The sequence below is a fragment of the Alteromonas sp. C1M14 genome, assembly GCF_018860965.1.
GTDB lineage: Bacteria > Pseudomonadota > Gammaproteobacteria > Enterobacterales > Alteromonadaceae > Alteromonas.
Window position 1 is genome coordinate 314713 of sequence record NZ_JAHKQF010000008.1, and the last position, 18703, is coordinate 333415.

18 protein-coding genes and 1 tRNA gene are annotated in these 18703 nt (G+C 45.2%); 13 read left to right on the forward strand and 6 right to left on the reverse strand.

Going from position 1 to position 18703, the window contains the following annotated elements; genetic code table 11:
• Positions 1-2 precede the first annotated feature (2 nt).
• Positions 3-1445: an efflux transporter outer membrane subunit gene (locus KO501_RS06065; RefSeq protein ID WP_216028753.1), complete on the forward strand. Its 1443-nt coding sequence runs from the start codon at positions 3-5 to the stop codon at positions 1443-1445.
• Between the two features lie 105 nt (positions 1446-1550).
• Here KO501_RS06065 and KO501_RS06070 read toward each other — a convergent pair whose 3' ends face one another.
• A complete protein-coding gene (locus tag KO501_RS06070; RefSeq protein ID WP_216028754.1) occupies positions 1551-2903 on the reverse strand; it encodes a DUF4397 domain-containing protein in 1353 nt (450 codons plus the stop codon).
• A gap of 602 nt (positions 2904-3505) precedes the next feature.
• Between KO501_RS06070 and KO501_RS06075 the strand changes: the two genes are divergently transcribed.
• The 3 genes from KO501_RS06075 (at position 3506) to aphA (ending at position 5944) form a co-directional block, all read left to right on the forward strand.
• Positions 3506-4009, forward strand: a complete 504-nt coding sequence (locus KO501_RS06075; protein WP_252728186.1) for a hypothetical protein — start codon at positions 3506-3508, stop codon at positions 4007-4009.
• Between the two features lie 2 nt (positions 4010-4011).
• A complete protein-coding gene (locus KO501_RS06080; protein WP_216028755.1) occupies positions 4012-5100 on the forward strand; it encodes a rhomboid family intramembrane serine protease in 1089 nt (362 codons plus the stop codon).
• A gap of 244 nt (positions 5101-5344) precedes the next feature.
• Entirely contained in the window at positions 5345-5944 is a 600-nt protein-coding gene (gene aphA / locus KO501_RS06085; protein WP_354667811.1) for an acid phosphatase AphA, read from the forward strand.
• A gap of 69 nt (positions 5945-6013) precedes the next feature.
• On the opposite strand, the gene KO501_RS06090 is transcribed toward aphA, so the two are convergent.
• From KO501_RS06090 to KO501_RS06100, 3 genes are all read right to left on the reverse strand, one after another.
• Positions 6014-7630 carry an L-lactate permease gene (locus KO501_RS06090; RefSeq protein ID WP_252728187.1) on the reverse strand — a complete coding sequence of 539 codons (1617 nt, stop codon included), beginning with the start codon at positions 7628-7630 and terminating at the stop codon, positions 6014-6016.
• 119 nt (positions 7631-7749) lie between these two features.
• Positions 7750-8676 (reverse strand): 23S rRNA pseudouridine(2604) synthase RluF, encoded by a 927-nt coding sequence (gene rluF / locus KO501_RS06095; protein WP_216028757.1) that lies wholly within the window; start codon positions 8674-8676, stop codon positions 7750-7752.
• A 483-nt stretch (positions 8677-9159) separates the two neighbouring features.
• A tRNA-Ile gene (locus KO501_RS06100) sits at positions 9160-9236 on the reverse strand.
• A gap of 290 nt (positions 9237-9526) precedes the next feature.
• Here KO501_RS06100 and KO501_RS06105 point away from each other — a divergent pair.
• The 9 genes from KO501_RS06105 to KO501_RS06145 all read left to right on the forward strand — a co-directional run bounded on the left by KO501_RS06105 (position 9527) and on the right by KO501_RS06145 (position 16918).
• The gene (locus KO501_RS06105) at positions 9527-10342 is read left to right on the forward strand and encodes an MbnP family protein (RefSeq protein WP_216028758.1); all 816 of its coding nucleotides are present in this window, start codon (positions 9527-9529) and stop codon (positions 10340-10342) included.
• Between the two features lie 108 nt (positions 10343-10450).
• Positions 10451-10780, forward strand: a complete 330-nt coding sequence (locus tag KO501_RS06110) for a hypothetical protein (protein WP_216028759.1) — start codon at positions 10451-10453, stop codon at positions 10778-10780.
• 189 nt (positions 10781-10969) lie between these two features.
• A complete protein-coding gene (locus KO501_RS06115) occupies positions 10970-11344 on the forward strand; it encodes a CidA/LrgA family protein (RefSeq protein ID WP_216028760.1) in 375 nt (124 codons plus the stop codon).
• Positions 11344-12081, forward strand: coding sequence for an LrgB family protein (locus KO501_RS06120; protein ID WP_216028761.1), 738 nt, complete (start codon positions 11344-11346; stop codon positions 12079-12081). Before KO501_RS06115 ends, KO501_RS06120 begins: the two co-directional genes overlap by 1 nt.
• A gap of 193 nt (positions 12082-12274) precedes the next feature.
• Complete coding sequence (locus KO501_RS06125) at positions 12275-13267, forward strand: response regulator (RefSeq protein ID WP_216028762.1); 993 nt, start codon at positions 12275-12277, stop codon at positions 13265-13267.
• Positions 13267-13758 carry a PAS domain-containing protein gene (locus KO501_RS06130; RefSeq protein WP_216028763.1) on the forward strand — a complete coding sequence of 164 codons (492 nt, stop codon included), beginning with the start codon at positions 13267-13269 and terminating at the stop codon, positions 13756-13758. Before KO501_RS06125 ends, KO501_RS06130 begins: the two co-directional genes overlap by 1 nt.
• Positions 13759-13805: 47 nt before the next feature.
• Positions 13806-15518, forward strand: a complete 1713-nt coding sequence (locus KO501_RS06135; RefSeq protein WP_216028764.1) for a DUF1566 domain-containing protein — start codon at positions 13806-13808, stop codon at positions 15516-15518.
• 2 nt (positions 15519-15520) lie between these two features.
• On the forward strand, positions 15521-16027 hold the full coding sequence (locus KO501_RS06140; protein ID WP_216029051.1) for a DUF1566 domain-containing protein: 507 nt from the start codon (positions 15521-15523) through the stop codon (positions 16025-16027).
• 105 nt (positions 16028-16132) lie between these two features.
• Entirely contained in the window at positions 16133-16918 is a 786-nt protein-coding gene (locus tag KO501_RS06145) for a DUF2884 family protein (protein ID WP_252728188.1), read from the forward strand.
• A 43-nt stretch (positions 16919-16961) separates the two neighbouring features.
• Here the strand turns inward: KO501_RS06145 and hemW are convergent, their stop codons facing one another.
• Entirely contained in the window at positions 16962-18101 is a 1140-nt protein-coding gene (gene hemW / locus KO501_RS06150) for a radical SAM family heme chaperone HemW (RefSeq protein WP_216028765.1), read from the reverse strand.
• Entirely contained in the window at positions 18094-18696 is a 603-nt protein-coding gene (gene rdgB / locus KO501_RS06155; RefSeq protein ID WP_216029053.1) for an RdgB/HAM1 family non-canonical purine NTP pyrophosphatase, read from the reverse strand. Before rdgB ends, hemW begins: the two co-directional genes overlap by 8 nt.
• Between the last annotated feature and the right edge of the window lie 7 nt (positions 18697-18703).

Consider the following 18703-nt stretch of genomic DNA (forward strand, 5'->3'; position numbering starts at 1 on the left):
AAATGAAATCTGCCTGGTGCCCCATTGCCGCTATTACTGTTTGCTTGTTATCAGGCTGTACTCGTTTGGGCCCTGACTATGCAAAACCTGATGTCACCATGCCAATGTCTTGGCCATCGGTGGAAACGACGGCAGCACAGCCGGGGGTACCTACACTGTCCCAATGGCGGCAAGATGATGGAGTATTGACCCAGCTGTATGAGATGCTTGAACAAAACAATCACGATTTACAGGTGGCAGCGTTAAACTTTGCCGCTAGTCGGTTGTATCAAAAGCAAGCAGCGTCGAGTGGCGACCCAGAAGTCAGTTTCTCAGGTAGCGTTGCTCGCCAACGTTTAAGTGAAGACGGTGTTAGCAGCCGTACAATTAGTTTATTTTCTACAGGGGATACCCAAGACTCTCTTATTGAGGCGCTGTCATCCCCTTATGGCGTTTATTCAACCGGCTTTGATGCTAGTTGGGAACCCGATTTATGGGGCAAGGTTGCCAACCAGTTACGAGCCGCTGATGCGAACGCACAAATGGCTGAATACGAACTGGCAGATTTGAGACTGACGTTAAAAACAGAGCTTACCCGACAATATCTCACGTTGCGGGCAAAACAATACATGCTTTCCTTACGTCAGCAGTTGCTTGCTAACCTCAATGCTGAGCTAGCCATACATACCGTGATGGTCGACTCTGGGGTGATGTCTCGTCAAGGGTTGTTCGCTGAGCAAGCACAGGTTAAACAAGTCCGTATTTTAATTTCAGCATTAGAAAATGAGATTACCCAGCTACAAAATTCCCTAAGTTTATTGGTGGGAGCACAACCCGGAGCGTTATCAACATTGCTCGATGATAACGGTGTTTCATTGACGGTATATGACTCCCCGTCATTGCCCTTGCCATCGTCGATACTAAGCCATAGACCCGATGTAAAAGCGACCGAAGAAGCCCTTAAAGCGGCCACCGCTAACATTGGTCTTGCAGAAGCATCCCTGTACCCCCAATTTAGTTTAACTGGCAATGCGGGGGTTGAAGCACTGAGTAGTAGTACCTTATCGAATTGGTCATCCCGCACTTGGACTTTGGGAGCGGGATTTTATTTGCCAGTGTTTAATCGAGGTGTGTTACATCGTGAAGTTGCCCTTACTGAAATAACACAACAACAAGCTGCTATACGCTTTAAACAACAGGTATTAAAAGCATGGACCGAGGTGGATAATGCCATTAGAAAGGTAAATCGTGCTCGGGAACAATACCAGTTAAATCAAGAGGCGCTGAGCTTGCATGAACAGCAACTGACAATGGTAAAAGCAGAATATGACGCTGGGGTAGTTAACCAGCTTCCGTTACTGGCGATGGAAAATCAGTTTCTCACTGCCCAGTTAGACGATATTCACTCACGACTCAACTATAACCTCAGTCAACTGATGTTATATAAGGCCGTCGCTAGCGAATAGTGAAACGAGGGAAGAAAGTGAAAACCAAGAGAGTGTTGCGCAATGCAACAATGGCCTTTATCGCGACAACACAGAGGTGCCGGCGTAGCACGCCGGCACCACCGATTAATTGATATAAGTAAACATTTGGTATGGCGCGCCGCCATAATCATAATCGGATAATACGACATTGATCACATCGCCAGCCAGGACGTCGTAAAGGGTGGTTTCTAACAATAAATCGTTAGTATCCGCATCGTACACGTAAATATCGTAATCACCGGCTTCGGTTTCAATATCTAGGCTACTCAAATAACCAATTTCATCCGAGGCGTCATAAGAGTCGGGGTTACTGCCTTGCTCGATAACCTTCACGGCAATTGAAGTGCTACTTTCGTTATCAATATTATGGGAAAACAGAAGCTTGGCATGGGTATCGATAACTCTTAAGTCTTCAGCATCAGCATAGGATGTTACGGTACTGGTGGCATCACCAGAGCTTAACAACAGTACAATTTGATCGGCGTAGAAGTCGATACTGGTACTTTCTAGCACCGCATTGGAGTCGGTATCCCGTAGATAAATATCCACGCTATTCGCATCATCAGGATCATCAATATCAATGGTTAGAAAATCGGAAATATCGCCAAAGTAAAGATCTTCAGCCACGGTATTACCCAGGGTGTCTTTGGCCACTGAAATAGAGGTGGTATTGGCTACATTGTTACTTACGCGCAGGTAACTGTCTTGGGCTTCATTAGAGAGTTGTCTCGCACCGTCGTCATTTAACTCAACAATGCTATAAAAAGTGTCATCAATGCCCGCATTTTCGTAGCTAACAAAAACGTAAGATAAGGCTTCGCCTTCTTCAATGGTAATGTCGTTTTTCATCGCTAAAATGGTGTCTGTACCGGACTCAGTAAACACAATTTTGTAGTCTCCGGCATCAAGCTCAACGTCGCCGCTATCGTCTTCTGGCGCTAAGGTATAGTCGGCGGTTTGATTAGTAAGAGAACCATCGGCATCTAAAATATACACGTCGACCGAATCGTTATAATTGGCAAGGTTAGCGAAGCGCACCATCGCGTAGTTATCGTCAAAATCATCATCGAACACATCTGACACGTCGATGTCGATTTCATAGCTACTGGGTGAGTCAGTATCGCCGTAAAGGATATAACTATGAAGGGTCTTCTTCTTGACCTTTAGGCTATCGTCGTCAATGAAGTTGTCGTTTTCGGTATTGGGTAAAATTTGATTAAATTCGATGTCGTAAGTGGAATTGCTCACGTAATCGTAGGCTGTGGCCTCGGCAAAAGATAAATCACCTTGAGACTCATCATCGACAACAAATTCGATATCCGGAGATTGAGGCACTAAATTGACATATTGGTAGTACCCGTGACCGTCGCTGCTATCATCGTCGCCTATGTATAAACAACCTGACAAACACAACATGCTCAACAGAGCTAAACTCAAAAAACGCCTATATTTTACAAACATAACTTCATCCTTAATTAACGATTCTTTACGAACAATAAAAGCTGCAATAGTTGCGCAAGATTTTGTAAATAAGCGGTAAATGAACAAACGACGCTGCTTTGTTATGAAGCATTTAAGATGGAAACGATAGACAAGTTTTCATTCCCCTTTGCAAAGAGGGAGTTGAGTTCGCGTTGACTTATGGTGAGAAGCTTAGCGCTGTTAATATGGAAGATTTCTGCGTAAACTACGTCTCAATATTTTTCCTTGCGTTATTTAAGACTAGTGGTAAAGCATAGTGATGTTTATAACATCCTGTTTTTTTAATTATTGTGCTTTTCCTATGCAGGCTAGTCGTTGGCGTATCTTATTGGCCTCTGTAGTCAGATGAAAAATATCCTTCGCAATGGATACATTCTCGCGAAAATTACCTGCTCAACTTTTTCCCAGTCAAAATAAAATAGAAGTGAAATACAATGGAACCTGAAACATCCAATTTATCCCGACCCTCTGATCAAAATCGTAATCCCAAACGACCGGCAATTAGGTTTGATAATTCTGACTTAATTAAAAGTGGGTTTTGGGTTGGGCAAATATGCATGATTATTGCGACTGTGGTGGGCGTTTATTTAGCCGCTCAGGAAGGTTTGTCTCAAGCATTATTATTTGAAAATCTAAATAGTAAGGAAAACAACTTCTACTTACAGCATGCTTTGGCCGATGAGGTGAGTGATAATATCGATACCTTGAATGCTTACGCGCACCAGCTTCAAGATAGGTCGGTTTACGATATCAAAGTGTTGCATCCTGTGGTGGATGATTTTGTATGGGAAAGTATGAAGTATTCTCCTAATGCTTTAGAAACACCAAGTCATATCCTTTCGGCAATACGTCGATATAACTCTGAAGTGGCGCTGATCATTAAAAAGATTGAGGACAATCAATTTGGCCCCAAATATGGCTCGGGTTTATTGCTAGCGCTCAATGAGAAAGTCAGCGAAGGCGCACTCCATGATTTGATTGCTCACTATACTCAGTTGCACCATGAACTGGTAGACGCGGGTATTGACGTAAGCCCACTGTCGAATGAACAAGGACAATAAGCATGAAAACTTGTCCAAATTGTGCCAGTCGTGAGATGAAGAAACAGCAGTTTCACCAACAAGAAGTTGAGCAATGCCAAGATTGTCATGGTATATGGCTAGACTCTGGTGAGCTAGATAGTGCATTGTCCATTGCTGATAATGGCCATTCACAGGTGGTTTTGGAAGAAGCCCTTGGGAAGATGCTTGGCGAATCACAACGACATTGTCACGACTGTGATATTAAGCTGATTCGGTATTACCTGATGCCGGGCTTTGAGGTAGAAATAGATTGTTGCCCTCGTTGTTCTGGGGTGTGGTTAGATCATCATGAGTTAGAAAAAGTCACCCATTCTCCGGCCATTGCAACAGCATTATTAGAATTAGACAAGCCCACTAAAAAACGAACTTGGTTGTTTCAATTCTTATCTCAAATGCCAGTGGAATATAACTTAAAACCTAAAAAAACACCTTGGGTGATGTATTCTTTAGTGGCTTTAAATATTCTCTTCTTTCTTAGCTATATTTCCGATGTGGTGGATATATCTACGGCGTTTGATTCCTTTGCTATGCATTCAGGTGAAGTGAGTCATGGCCAGCAATTGTGGACACTACTCACCTACATGTACATGCACGGTGGACTGATACACCTAGCCGGGAATATGTATTTTTTATATATCATTGGTGACAATTTAGAAGATGCGCTGGGGCATGGTAAATTCTTTCTTTATTATACCCTGTGTGGCCTAGTGGCTGCTGCTGCACAAATCTTAGCAGAGCCAAATTCAGTGGTGCCCGTGGTAGGAGCAAGTGGCGCTATAGCTGGCTTGTTTGGTATGTACCTATTGTGGTTTAGGCATGCAAGTTTGACCTTGATGATCATCGTTTATCAGAAAAAAGTAAGCCCATTGATATTTTTTGGATTATGGCTTTTAACCAATATTCTGGGACTTTATCTGGCCAATGAAAGCGGCGGCGGTGTGGCTTATTGGGCTCATATTGGCGGCTTTATTGCTGGCATTGTCATTGGTTTCGCTGTTAAAAAACACGTGTTTGCCGCAAATCCTTTGTTGGCGATTCTTAACAGCCAAGAAGTCAAAGTGAAGCGCTAAACCGAACCGGTATCAACAACCTCAAAGAGGTTGTTGATGCCGATTAATGGATATCGCGTCATTAAATGGCCTCAGCAGCTAACAGTACCAGACGTGATTCCGCTTTACAGGGTAGAATAATCCGTTATTTGCTGTCCGTAAATTACATCTTTAATCAATCTCCACTTCATCAATACCATGCCTTAGTCAGTGCCACGCTGATCCGAAACTGGCTGGCACACATGCCGGCTACTCAACCATCGAGGTGACAGGTGCAGGTGCGTCAAAAGACATCACCATGATCTCTGTAGAAGACATCAAAAAGGAATTGGCAGGTAAGCCGCCAATCACGGTTGGTTTTGATATCGACGATACCAGCCTATTTAGTTCTCCCGTTTTTTACCGCGGCCAACAAGAGTTTTCTCCTGGCAGTTACGCTTACTTAACGAATCAAAAATTTTGGGATAAAGCTAACTGTGGTTGGGATAAATTCAGTATGCCAAAGCACATAGCGCAACAATTGATTGCTATGCACCAAGCGCGTGGGGATAGTATCTACTTCATTACTGGACGGGTGGGATCAAAGTGTCATTTCACCACGGAATATTTGCAGAAAACCTTTGATATTAAAGACATGCACGATGTGATTTTTGCAGGCTATAGCGAAAGTGAATACATCAAGACTAAGTATATTAAGCAACACGATATCAAAATTTACTATGGTGATGCGGATGGTGACATCATCGCAGCCCGCAACGCCGGCGCAGAAGGCATTCGTGTTATGCGGGCCGCCAATTCCGGCTATAAGCCCATTGCGAAAAATGGAATCTATTGGGAAAGAGTACTAAAAGACTCTCAGTACTAACTATACCTAGAAACAGCCTCACTCCTTAGGTGGTGTGTTATTTGGCACGCCATCTTGATCCTAATTATATTAAGACAAGACTATTGCCATCAAGGCTGCAACAACCCCATAAACCAATAATGGCAGTATGGTCTTTTTAAGAATAAAGCCTTCTTGGTGGTGAATCCCCAAAATAGCAGACACCGCAATAATATTATTAATACATACCATGTTTCCCATGGCGGCACCCACCGATTGTAAGGCTAATATCAGATTCACTGGTAAGCCAACTTGCATGGCAATCGTTTGCTGAATGCCACCAAAGGTGAGATTAGACACCGTGGCCGACCCAGAGAAAAAGCTGCCCAATGCCCCCAGTAAAGCGGCAAACAAAGACCAACTGTCCCCGGTTAACGTCGCAAGCGCATTGGCGATTAAGAAAATGGGTGACTGCTCGGCGCCCAACATCATTAAATTCACCATGACTAAAGCCGCCGCTAAGGATACAAGGGGTAACTGAATACGTTGGCCGGTCTCAAAAAACGCCTCTTTTATCTGGGTCTTAGAAAGTTTTAATAACGGCATTGAGATCAACACCACTAACACGAAAGGGATTAACGCCGGCACATAAAGTGTTTTATAAGACCAGCTTACAGAGGTAGATAAAATATTGTCTAGGGACACTACCAAGGATTGGCTCACACCTAAATGGCTGCCGCCAATATCGATACCAAACCACGCATTGGTGTTGGTTAACAAGCCTTTAATACCCAAAGGGCTAATGCGGGTAACAATCAATATTACAATCAGCAACCCCAGTGGTAGCAGGGCAAAAAATACTTCTCGAGACGGCACCTTTGATTGTTTATTTAGCGTGTTTTGTGTTGTACCTAGGCCAATATTGGCCTTTGCTAAAAATATACTCACCATGAGCCCAACAGCGCCACCAAGCAAAGAAGGAAATTCATAATTCCAATTCGCTAACGCGTAGTAAGGCAGTGTGCAAGATAGAATACTGAGTAAAATAAATACGAGGTTTTGGCGTATTAAGGACCAAGATACGACAAATTTTAGCGCCAATATAGGGATTAATAACGCGGCCACGGCGTTAATTAATGCGGTTTGATTCGCCACCTCTAGCAGGTCTGACGAACTAAGCTCTAACGCTTCAAAACCAAACCAGATAGGTGTACCTACAGCTCCAAACGACACGGGTACTGAGTTCATAATTAAAGCAAAAATAGCAACTTTGATAGGCTGAAAACCTAACCCCACTAACATAGGGGCGGCAATCGCGGCAGGCGTACCAAAACCCGAGGCGCCTTCCAGCATAAAGGCAAAGGCCCAGCCAATAATCATCAGCTGGGCAACCTTGTTGTTGCTGATGGAATCCAGCCAGCGACCAATCACAGCTTCCGCCCCTGAAATCGCCAACACTCGGTTCAACAAAATCGCCCCTGCGACAATGGAAATCGGCGTAAGTACGGACAATACACCCGAGATAATATTGGCGCTCAGTAAACGCCCGTCACTGTGGAAATAGAAAAGTTGAATTAAGCCCACTAATAGGGCGGTTATCGGTAAGGCGATATGGGAGGGTAAGGCGCGCTGCTTGGTCATCATCCAGATTAGCAGCACAATAGGGAAAGCCGAAATTAACGTACTTTGAAGCATTTCATCCACCGTCCCTATGTCGAATACTACCATCTACTTGAGACTCAAACATGAGCTGAGAATGAGAGTGTTCAAGGCCAAATAAAGCACGTTTAGTTTTAAATACAGTTGTCACAGAGGTTAGCCCTAAGGGTTAATTTATCTTTTAATTTTTATATTCTAGGTTTGCGCCGAGGGCTAGACTTAGTGGTGGATGAATGCTTTTTTACTTGACTATGGGCGGTGCTATTTCGTGCCTTAGTCCCGCGTTTTGCATTGTGTTTGGGTACTTGAGACGCAGCTTTTTGCGAGTTTAAGGCTGGCATATTCTGTTCACTTTGGGCGGCAGTTTTGGTGGAGCCTGCCACGGCGCTGTTAATCTGGTGCATTTCATCAGCGGTCAAATTTCGCCACTCGCCTACTTTTAGCCCCGCTAAACGTATTGACATAATACGGCTGCGTTTTAGCTTGGTTACCCCATACCCAAGGTATTCGCACATGCGGCGAATTTGCCTATTTAATCCTTGGGTTAAAATAATCCGAAACACGAATTTACTTTGCATCGTCACCGTACAGGGTTTGGTCACTGTATCTAAAATGGGCACACCTGCCGCCATAGCTTGAATAAAGCGCGCCGTTACCGGCTTGTCTACCGTCACGATATACTCTTTGTCATGGGCATTTTCGGCGCGTAAAATTTTATTCACTATATCCCCATCGCTGGTCAGAAAAATTAACCCTTCAGAAGGCTTGTCTAATCGACCAATAGGGAAAATACGCTCACGATGGCCAATGGCATCAATAATATTGCCTTTAATGTGGCGCTCAGTGGTACAGGTAATACCAACCGGCTTGTGGTACGCCAAGTAGACTCTGTCAGATTTATTCTCGGCACTGGGTTTAATCCGCTTGCCATCCACGCAAACCTTATCACCTGGTTGCACTTTCGTGCCTAATTCTGGGATCTCACCGTTAATTGTTACGCGACGGCTGTCTATTAACTTATCTGCTTCTCGGCGAGAACAGAAACCTGAATCACTAATAAATTTATTTAAGCGAATGCTAGCAGCCGTTGTGCTTGATGTATTCGATGTCTTCATTTTATTCCACTATGTCATCTCTAGCGCGCTACTGTGTTAAACACTATAGAGCTTGTTAGGCAAAGCATGGTTGAGCGCGTGTTATCAGCACTGATTTTTTGTTGCGCAACAGTTCCATATATCCAAAGCTTCAGTAAGGATGATTTATCATGCTCGACACCTTGTTTCAGCATGATTCACTGCATGTAGCAAATTTTCAGTGTAACATCCGCGGCAGAAATCTGTGGGCTATTCTCCATACTTTGTAACTGATTATGCGCGTTGTTTTACCAAAATTGATAGGGTAGGACAAAACAACCTGGGGTGCATCGGGCTCGTCTAAGGTGCTTTTAGGAGATTGCATTGCACGTTAAACCAAATAGGCAGATCGTCAGATTGCGCAGGTATAATTCGACAAACCAAATAGATAAATAGACACAGAAGTGGAATAATCGAACAGCTTAACGCCCTATAAGCTTCGATTTTACTGGGTGTTGTAAAAAATGGTGGCCCCACCCTGACTCGAACAGGGGACCTAACGATTATGAGTCGTGTGCTCTAACCAACTGAGCTATAGGGCCACATATGTAGATGCTGTATAGCGCAAACCTAGCGGTTTACACAAGCGGGGCGAAGTATAAGCAGTTTTTTTGTGATTGTCACCCCATCAGCGCGATGATTTATCTCGCTTGGCGATTTCTTAATCAAAATTTATTTGGCGCCTACGCATAAGAGACCCAATGGCGCTGTTATGTTGTCACATTCGATTCCATGCACCTTATTCTTTGCACCATTAATCGGTTGTGGCGTTGACGAAACCCGCCATGCAAGCCCACTATAGTGGCGTAACATCAAAAGGGTTTACTGCTTTATGAAATACGCCTTGATTCCTCTTATTTTTACTTTATTTTTATGCACAGGATGTGACAGTTTCCTTGCTAACGAACGCGCGCCTGGTGATATTCCCATTACCTTTACTGACTTATCAAAAAGCGTTGATTGCGGTTACGATGTGACCATCGATAAAGATATATGGAGAGTCAACTACCTCGCCTTCTATTTAAGCGAACCTGAGTTGAAAGTGGAAGGTCGCTGGGTGCCTTTAACCTTTGTGCCGAACAAATGGCAATCCAAAAAGGTGGCATTTTTGTCCTTTCATCACGCCTGCGACACACAGCAAAGTAACGAACATATTGTGTTAGATGCCAATGCCGCGTTGCTAAAACGTGCCACTGAACTTCGGTTTAACCTAGGACTGAATTTTGATGAGAATCATAGCTCTCGGGTAGAACAGGTATCGCCATTAGATAAACCCACTATGTTTCAGTCTACTCGGGTGGGGCACAACTTTTTCCGCTTGGAATTGCAAAATACCCAACAACCTAATGCTATCTGGTCTTTTTTGCTGGCCAGTGGCGGCTGTAACGCAGACAGTGATGATGACAAGCCCCAGCGCTGCGCGTTCCCGAACCGTATGACCGTGGACTTGCCCATGGCGCAAAATGTGTCTAACTTGAATTTAGACGCGGCTTTGCAGCAGATCCTCTTTCGGGTAGATTTAAAAGCGGTGGCTGAGTGCAATATGGCGCAAGAGCATGATGAGAGTTGTGAAAAGGTCATGCGCAACCTCACTGAACGGCAATGGATACGGTGGGATGCCCCTGAAAAGGTATACTTGAAATCCTAATCAATTAGTCCTGAACAAGGGATTTTTACCGCTGTTTAGTGCAAGCAACATGTTTATTTGCTATCTTTTTGCTAATTCTGTTAATAGCCAGCCAGCGTGGAGACAACAATGACTGAAAAGCCCTTTCTGGTAAGTGGCCGCAATACACTTATTCATAAAATAAGAAAACTCGATTTACTCGTTCTCAATGGCGATGAACACCCGCCTGTTTTAGTCACCTATAAAGGAATAAAACAGTACGAAGGTAAACTCCCCGATAATAAACGGGAAGCCAAAATGATGGATATGGAGCTGGTGGATATCACCACCTCAGAGGTGTTTGGTGACGAAAAAACGCTGGTCTTTATTCAAACGTTAAATGGCAAAGAATACAAAATAGATTACAGCAAAGTGGGTACGTCTATGTTTATCAAAGTCCATTTAGATAACGCTTTTTAAACAGTACTTTCTTCTTGTAGCTGGTTCTACCGCCTCTTTTGCCAGCAGTTAGGCGACTGCTGGCGCTGCATTTATCTCGCTTAGCTCCTACTCCACCAACCCCAATATCCTGTGGTTAAGACGATAGTCTGTTGTTCCCATGGGGAAGACTCGGATAAACTACCCGTCTGTTTCCTTATTTTAATTCCCATGAATAGCATTATTCGATTTCTTGCTGGTTTTGTTCTCATCGTGCTTTTTTATTTCGCGGGCGAGTTGTTGGTATCGTTACTCGATGTTCCCTTTCCCGGTACCCTAGTGGGACTGTTACTTTTGTTAGTCTTCCTGTTTCAGCGCAAACAAGTCCCTTCCTTAATTGTGGCAGGGGCAACGCCATTACTTAAATACATGACATTATTCTTTGTTCCTGCAGTATTAGGCGTAGGGGTATATTGGGAAGATATCGCCAGTAGTTTTACGGCTATTTTCATCGCCATTGTGTTTACTACGGTGTTTAGCTTAGGCATAAGTGCTTGGATTGCTCAAAAATTGATGGCGCCGGTAGTGTCTAAGGACAGTGAATAATGACAACCAATATCGTTCAACCCTTCGTGGAAAAAACCACGGATTTATTTTTCTCGGTTTTCTCGGTTTCGGGTGCAGTCTGGATAGGCATTACCTTGTGTGCCTATTTGTTCTCACTTTGGGTGGTGCGCAAAACGAATAATAATCCTTTTGCGAACCCCGTGCTGGTTACTGCCATTATTACCGGTGCTGCCATCTTGTTGTCTCAACGTGAAATGTCAGCGTATCAGCAAGATACAGCCATTATTCACTGGTTATTGGGACCCGCAACTGTGGCCTTAGCGTTACCTATGTATGCCCAATGGGAAAAGATTCGATCCTTAGGCTGGCGTTTAGTGGCAGCAGTAGCGACAGGGGGGATCATTGCACCGGTCACCGCGTGGTTAGCGGTGTATGCTTTTGATACACCGTTCGCAATACAAATGACCATGCTGGCGAAATCCATTACTACTCCCCTAGCCATGGAAGCCACCGAACAGGTGCATGGTGTTCCAGCTCTGGCGGCGGTGTTTGTTATTACTACCGGCATTGTGGGTGCGGTATTAGCACCGGCTGTTTATCGGTTATTGGCGGTAACGCTACCTCAGGCACAAGGTGTTGCATTGGGTTCAGTGTGTCATGCTATCGGCACGGCTAAAGCGCTACATATGGGCGAAAAGACCGGAGCACTGGCTACCTTAGGACTTTGTTTGAACGGCATCATGACGGCCATTGTATTGCCTTTACTCTTTGCCTAATCGTTTATTTCAGATCGCGCCTTTTTATTAGATATCGACGAAATTACACCATTGACGAATGGCAATTGCGCCAATTCCTGCTATCAATGTAATAAGGAAATTCTTTCATCTTGTTTACCTTATTGGAAATGAGGGGTAAGCCTTTTCAAGTAGACAGGCGATTTCGTGTAATCAGATAAGGACTGGCGTTTTCATGATATCAATTTTAGTGTGCGATGACTCGTTAGTTGCGAGAAAGCAGGTGGCAAAATGTCTGCCCTCTGACTGGGACGTGGCCGTACACTTTGCTAAAAATGGCCAGGAAGCTATCGCAGGGTTAAAACAAGGCAAAGGTCAGTTGTTACTCCTTGATTTAAACATGCCTGTGATGGATGGATATGAAACCCTGCAAACCATTCGCGAACACAACCTCTCCACACAAGTTATCGTTATTTCCGGTGATATCCAGCCCGAAGCTTACGAGCGGGTAATGCAACTCGGTGCCCTTGGCTTTATTCACAAGCCGGTAGACCCCGCCACCTTAGCCAAAGAACTGATAAAACTAAAGCTGATGAACGAAGCCGCCGACGGTGAATCGCGGGTGATCTTAGATGCTGATATTCGCGACTGTTATCAGGAAATTACCAATATTGCCATGGGGCAAGCCGGGGATCATCTTGCCCGCACAATGAATGTGTTTGTGCATCTGCCTATTCCCAATGTGAACATTATCGAAGCCTCAGAAATGCATATGATGTTATCTGATATTGAGGCCCAAGAGGAGGTTTCGGCCATCTGCCAAGGTTTCATTGGTTCCGGCATATGTGGTGAAGTGTTGTGTATTCTCAGTGATTCGAGCTTTGAAGACGTAGCGAAAATTCTTGATGTGAAAGACAAAGTGGATGATCAACTTCAGCTTGAATTGTTAATGGATGCTGCCAGCATCCTGATTGGGACCTTGCTTAGCGGCTTGGCCCAACAGTTAGATGTTACTTTTGCCCAAGGTCAGCCCCTGGTACTTGGGCAGCATCGGGCTATTACCGATATTTTGCAAGGCAGCAAGATGCAGTGGAAACGTACTTTAGCCATAGAACTAAGTTATGGCTTAGAGGGTTACAATGTGCGTTGTGATCTCATCATTTTGTTTACTGAGGAGTCCATGCACACCATGAACACCAAGCTGGCCCACTTGTTGGAGGACTTATAATGCAGGGCAGTGAACAAGACGATATGCAAGGGTTTCACTGGATGATGGATATGCTGCAAACGGTGGATGTAGGTATTGTGGTGCTGGATAAATCATTTCGTGTGAAAGTGTGGAATGGCTTTATGGAAAGCCACAGTGGTTTGCGTCCTAGTCAGGTGCATGGAAAGTCACTTTTTGCCCTTTTTCCCCATATTAACGAGGCCTGGTTTGCGAAAAAAGCAAAGCCGGTCTTTGAACTTAAAACCCGGGCATTTATGACCTGGGAGCAGCGTCCTTATCTTTTCAAGTTTTACAATTACCGGCCGATTACAGGAAGTGAACCCCATATGTATCAGAATATAACGCTGGCACCGCTGACATCCACATCGGGTCACACTGAACATATCAGTATGATGGTTTATGACATGACAGAAATTGCGTCAGGTAAAAAGCAACTGGAAGCCATGCAGGTAACTAATGAAGAGCAACTGGAACGCCAGTCTTCTCGTTAACCAGGGCATGTTACCAACCACACATAATTAGAATAGTGACTAAGTACATGCATTTAAAACACACATTATCGATTCAATCAGGCCTGATCTTATTACTGTTAACCACGTTAGTGGCATGTGGTGGCGGTTCAGATAGTGCTGATGAGGGAAACGCGAGTAATGCAGTATATGTAAACGCCGGTGATGATATTCAAGTATTGGAGGCGACAGATGTGGCGATTTCCGGTGATGCCACCGGTGAAACCGACACGCTAATCTGGCACTGGTCCGCCTCTCCCCAAGCCACCATTACCCATGATGACACGTCGGTTTCCGATGCCATTTTTACTGCCCCTGCAGTCACGGTAGACACCACGTATGTGTTAACGCTAACCGCCACCAATAGCACAGGAAATAGCGACACCGACACCCTAAATGTGGTCGTTAAGCCGGTCAATATAACGCCGGTGGCAGATATTACCGTGGAGCAAGAAGACGGGCAGGCCATCAATACATTTTCTGCCGGTGGCGCGGTAGTGTTAAGTGGCTCAGCTAGTACCGATGAAGATGCCCCCGATGAGGCAAACCCCATCAGTGCATGGGAATGGCAACAAACCACAGGTAGCAGTGTACTGAATAATGTCACCACCGATGCCCCCATTCTCCTACTTGTGATGCCCGTTGAAAGCGAAGGTCAGCAATTGACGTTTGAATTAACGGTAACCGATGCAGAGGGCGCAACCAATACCGCTTCTGTCACATTGAATGTATTGTCGGAAAGTGAAACCTTACCTACGGTTTATGCCGGATCAGATCAGTCGTTGTTTAGCGGCGAACGGATTATTTTAGAAGGGGATGCCGACACAACAGTAACGGCGGGTTTACCCTTGACTGCCAGATGGGTGCCTTCAAGTAGCGCGGCAAACACCATCGTTGATGATGAAGCGCTATCGACCTATGCCGTGGCGCCACAAGTGACAGAGGAAACCTTGTTAACTTACACATTGGCAGTAGCGGATAATTTCGATCACTTGGTGTATGACGAAGTTGAAGTGTGGGTTTATCCTTTTCCCATTCCTTTAATGAACGATACCGGCGTGACAGTGCAAGCCAACGACAACGCCTATACTAATTCTCAACAAAACGCTTACCCTGGACAAGATGGTCAACGTGGAGGCGACATTGTTAACGAAGCGGGTTTGTTAGAAAAAGCCGGACGGGGTAAGGCTGGTTTTGATTTTACCAAACTAAATAGTAACGGTGATGAAGAAGACGATACCTCCCAGGCTTGGTCGTGTGTGCGAGATAATATTACCGGCCTGATTTGGGAAAAGAAAACTGAAGATGGTGGTTTGCATGACGATGGCCATCTGTACTCATGGTACTTCACGGATGAAAATGGGGGCTTGGCCGGAACATTAAACGGGGCAGATAGTCTTTGTACGTTGACCAATTGTAATACCCAAGCATACGTGACCGCAGCGAACAGCGCCGGCTTGTGTGGTTTTTACGACTGGCGCATGCCTAGCCATGAAGAGTTAATGTCAATTGTCCACTTTGGTTTAGCCAGTGGTACCTTAATTGATGATACCTATTTTCCGTTTCTAGGAACGCCTGACAGTGATGGTCGGCTTTGGTATTGGACGTCTATACCCAGCGCCGATGGGGTGTCGGGTGATGCGGCACAAAATGCGTGGGCGTTGGATTTTGCCACTGGGTTGGATAACTTTTTGATTAAATCGAGTGCCAATCGGGTGCGTCTTGTACGGGCAGGAAGGTAATGATGAAATATTTAATGGTGTGCTTTTTGTGTTTCTGGTCATTGTCTTTAGCGGCGCAAACCTGCCTAAGTGATGGCGTTGAAACGGCAGCGGATGATGAATTTGAAGATATGGGTGACGGAACCGTCTTACAGACTGCCACGGGCCTGATTTGGCAGCGCTGCGCCCTAGGGCAAACGTGGAGCGATGACACCTGCAGTGGCACCGCGGTAAAATACCACTGGCAAGATGCTTTGCTTGCAGCACAAAGTGAAGATGCACAAGCTTTGGAAGGGTGGCGGTTGCCCAATATCAAAGAATTGGCTTCCATAACCGAGCGTCTTTGTGTTCGTCCTGCTATTAATGAATCGGTATTTCCTAATACGCCACCGGATGATTTTTGGACATCGACACCGTCCCTTGAAGATCCGCTCAGAGCGTGGGTAGTTGCCTTCTTTAATGCCAGCCACTCAATTAAAGAGAAAGACCGGTTTATCTACGTAAGGCTGGTAAAAACCCAACGGGATTAATGCCAATATCCACGGTAAAAGGCTGTGATTTATTCAACCTGAATTTTAGCAAGTTGAACCCATCGCGGCTTTTTATTTACGTGCTGCGCGTACACAATGAATCGCATGAATATGCGAAAAAGCTTTTTTCCCTCTCTGTGGCTTCTGCTCACCTTTGCCCAACTGCCTACTACGGTGTTTGCGGGTAATTTGTGCGATATCGATTTTGCCTACGGTCTGGTAGTAAATGATCATCAAGTTCGTATTCTTGATAAAAGCCGCACGGTGGTACAGATAAATGGTCAAGATCAATTATTTGTTAAAGGGCGCTGGCAAGCGCTTACCGTACAACAACGTCGGTGGCTTCGTGATTACACCACAGGCTTGCACTATGTGGTGCCAAAAATGATCGTGTTGGCTACCGAAGGGGTAGATTTAGCGGCAGATACCGTGGATAACGTCTATCAAGGGTTAGTGGGCTCGGATCACGAAAGTTACGAAAAGCTTCGTCAGGCCATGGAGCGGGTACGCAACCGCGTGAAAGATAAATTTCGCCACGCCAGTAATCACTACTTTATTGGTCCGGGTTCCTTAGAAAGCGTGGATCATTTCGTTGACAGTGAAATCGAAGCGCAACTTGAAGAGGCCATATCTATGTCGGTGGGCGGTATACTTTCTGCTATCGGAGGTATGGACAAAAATCATGTGGATATTAGCAGTGAACGCTTAGAAGAGATCACCCGTCAGCTCGGTGCCGTTGGCGAGCAGTTAGATATGGAAGATGGCGCCGCCTCCTTGAATAACCGCGCCCAGTGGTTCTGCCATAAATTGAAAAAACTCAATATGCTTGAAGAGAAATTACGAGACAACGTACCTGCACTGCAACCCTTCGATATTATCATTTCTGAATAAACTGCTAGCGTTCACCATCTTTGGTTAAAATCAGGCTACAAAATTAGACAAAGGCAGACAACAAGGTGTTCAAATAACGCCGTCCCTTAGGCGTGACCTGCCACTGGTGGGCGCTTTCCTGCAGTAATGCTTGTTCAACGGCTTGATGTAGCGCCTGTTGTTGCTCTTCAGTGAGGGTGGCGCCGGTAAAGTCAGCGAAGTCTGATTTTGGACATGGTTCAACCAACCTAAAGCGATTCATAAAAAACTCGAATGCCAAGTCATCTTGCTCTACAGCAACGGCTTTATCTAAGTATGGACGAGTTATATCCATATAGCCGCGAGGGTGCTTGACTTTAACGGTGCGGGTAATACGACCATTATCGGCGTCGGTGATCTTACCGTGGGCGCCACAGCCAATACCAAGGTAATCACCAAAGCGCCAATAGTTAAGGTTGTGCTGGCATTGAAAGCCGGGCTTGCTATAACCGGATATTTCGTATTGCTGGTACCCAGCGTCCTCTAATAAAGCATGCCCTTTCGCCTGAATATCCCACAATGTGTCGTCGTCTGGTAATTCAGGCGGCTTGGAATAAAAAGGAGTATTAGGCTCAATCGTTAATTGATACCAAGAAAGGTGGGCAGGGGATTGGTCAATAGCTTTGGTTAAATCGGACATGGCATTGGCTAAGGATTGCTGGGGTAACCCGTGCATAAGATCGATATTAAAGCTGTTTAACGGCGCATTTTGAGCCTGCAAAATAGCATTTAAAGCCTGCTGGGCATCATGAATACGTCCTAGTCCAGTCAGGTGCACGTTTTGGAAGCTTTGTACGCCCATGGAAATCCTATTGACCCCTGCTTCGGCATAGCCATTAAAGCGAGCGGATTCCAATGTCCCTGGGTTTGCCTCTAGTGTTATTTCTGCTGTGGGCGACACCGCAATGGTATTTTTAACCCCACTGAGTAACTTACCAATGGCATCGGCTGAAAATAAACTGGGCGTACCGCCGCCGATAAAAATGCTTGTGACTTGTCGATTCGACACGTAGGTTTTATCGTGCTCAAGATCGCTCAACAAATGGGAAATATATTCTTGTTCAGGTAAAGCCGATTTCAGCCCATGAGAATTAAAATCACAGTACGGGCATTTCTGCACGCACCACGGAATATGTATGTAAAGGCTAAGGGGCGGGTTACGCAAATGTTTGTCTCATTTGTTCGAGCAAAAATGACATGGCTTGACCCCGATGACTAATTTGATTTTTCAGTTTTCTATCGAGTTCAGCAGCGGTGCAACCATGGGAGGGAACATGAAATACGGGATCATAACCAAAGCCCCCATGACCGGAGATTTCACGAGTGATGGTGCCGTGCCAATAGCCTTGGCTAATAAGAGGTACGGGATCGTCTGCGTGGCGCATAAACACCAACAAACAGAAGAAATGGGCACGGCGCTCTGGGGTGTCGGCTAAGGCCGCTAGCAGTTTATCCACATTGTCAGAATCTGTTGCATTGCTGCCGGCATAGCGAGCAGAGTAAATTCCCGGCGCGCCGCCTAAGGCATTCACTACTAGACCGGAATCATCAGCAATGGTGGGTAACCCAGTTTCTTTAGCTGCATGCCGAGCTTTAATTATCGCATTTTCCACAAAGGTGGTGCCGGTTTCAGGAACATCACTTACCCCGAGTTCTTTTTGGGCTACCACAGTAACACTCATCGGGGCGAACAAATGGGTAAACTCTTTTACTTTACCTGCATTGCCTGATGCTAAGACAATTTTTTCAGGGAAGGTCATGGCAGTC

Bases quoted from the DNA above. Each gene is read 5' to 3' on its own strand.
- KO501_RS06065 (WP_216028753.1), top strand. From the start codon at position 3: ATGAAATCTGCCTGGTGCCCCATTGCCGCTATTACTGTTTGCTTGTTA.
- KO501_RS06075 (WP_252728186.1), top strand. From the start codon at position 3,506: ATGATTATTGCGACTGTGGTGGGCGTTTATTTAGCCGCTCAGGAAGGT.
- KO501_RS06080 (WP_216028755.1), top strand. From the start codon at position 4,012: ATGAAAACTTGTCCAAATTGTGCCAGTCGTGAGATGAAGAAACAGCAG.
- KO501_RS06090 (WP_252728187.1), bottom strand. From the start codon at position 7,630: ATGGTAGTATTCGACATAGGGACGGTGGATGAAATGCTTCAAAGTACG.
- rluF (WP_216028757.1), bottom strand. From the start codon at position 8,676: ATGAAGACATCGAATACATCAAGCACAACGGCTGCTAGCATTCGCTTA.
- KO501_RS06105 (WP_216028758.1), top strand. From the start codon at position 9,527: ATGAAATACGCCTTGATTCCTCTTATTTTTACTTTATTTTTATGCACA.
- KO501_RS06110 (WP_216028759.1), top strand. From the start codon at position 10,451: ATGACTGAAAAGCCCTTTCTGGTAAGTGGCCGCAATACACTTATTCAT.
- KO501_RS06115 (WP_216028760.1), top strand. From the start codon at position 10,970: ATGAATAGCATTATTCGATTTCTTGCTGGTTTTGTTCTCATCGTGCTT.
- KO501_RS06120 (WP_216028761.1), top strand. From the start codon at position 11,344: ATGACAACCAATATCGTTCAACCCTTCGTGGAAAAAACCACGGATTTA.
- KO501_RS06125 (WP_216028762.1), top strand. From the start codon at position 12,275: ATGATATCAATTTTAGTGTGCGATGACTCGTTAGTTGCGAGAAAGCAG.
- KO501_RS06130 (WP_216028763.1), top strand. From the start codon at position 13,267: ATGCAGGGCAGTGAACAAGACGATATGCAAGGGTTTCACTGGATGATG.
- KO501_RS06135 (WP_216028764.1), top strand. From the start codon at position 13,806: ATGCATTTAAAACACACATTATCGATTCAATCAGGCCTGATCTTATTA.
- KO501_RS06140 (WP_216029051.1), top strand. From the start codon at position 15,521: ATGAAATATTTAATGGTGTGCTTTTTGTGTTTCTGGTCATTGTCTTTA.
- KO501_RS06145 (WP_252728188.1), top strand. From the start codon at position 16,133: ATGAATATGCGAAAAAGCTTTTTTCCCTCTCTGTGGCTTCTGCTCACC.
- rdgB (WP_216029053.1), bottom strand. From the start codon at position 18,696: ATGACCTTCCCTGAAAAAATTGTCTTAGCATCAGGCAATGCAGGTAAA.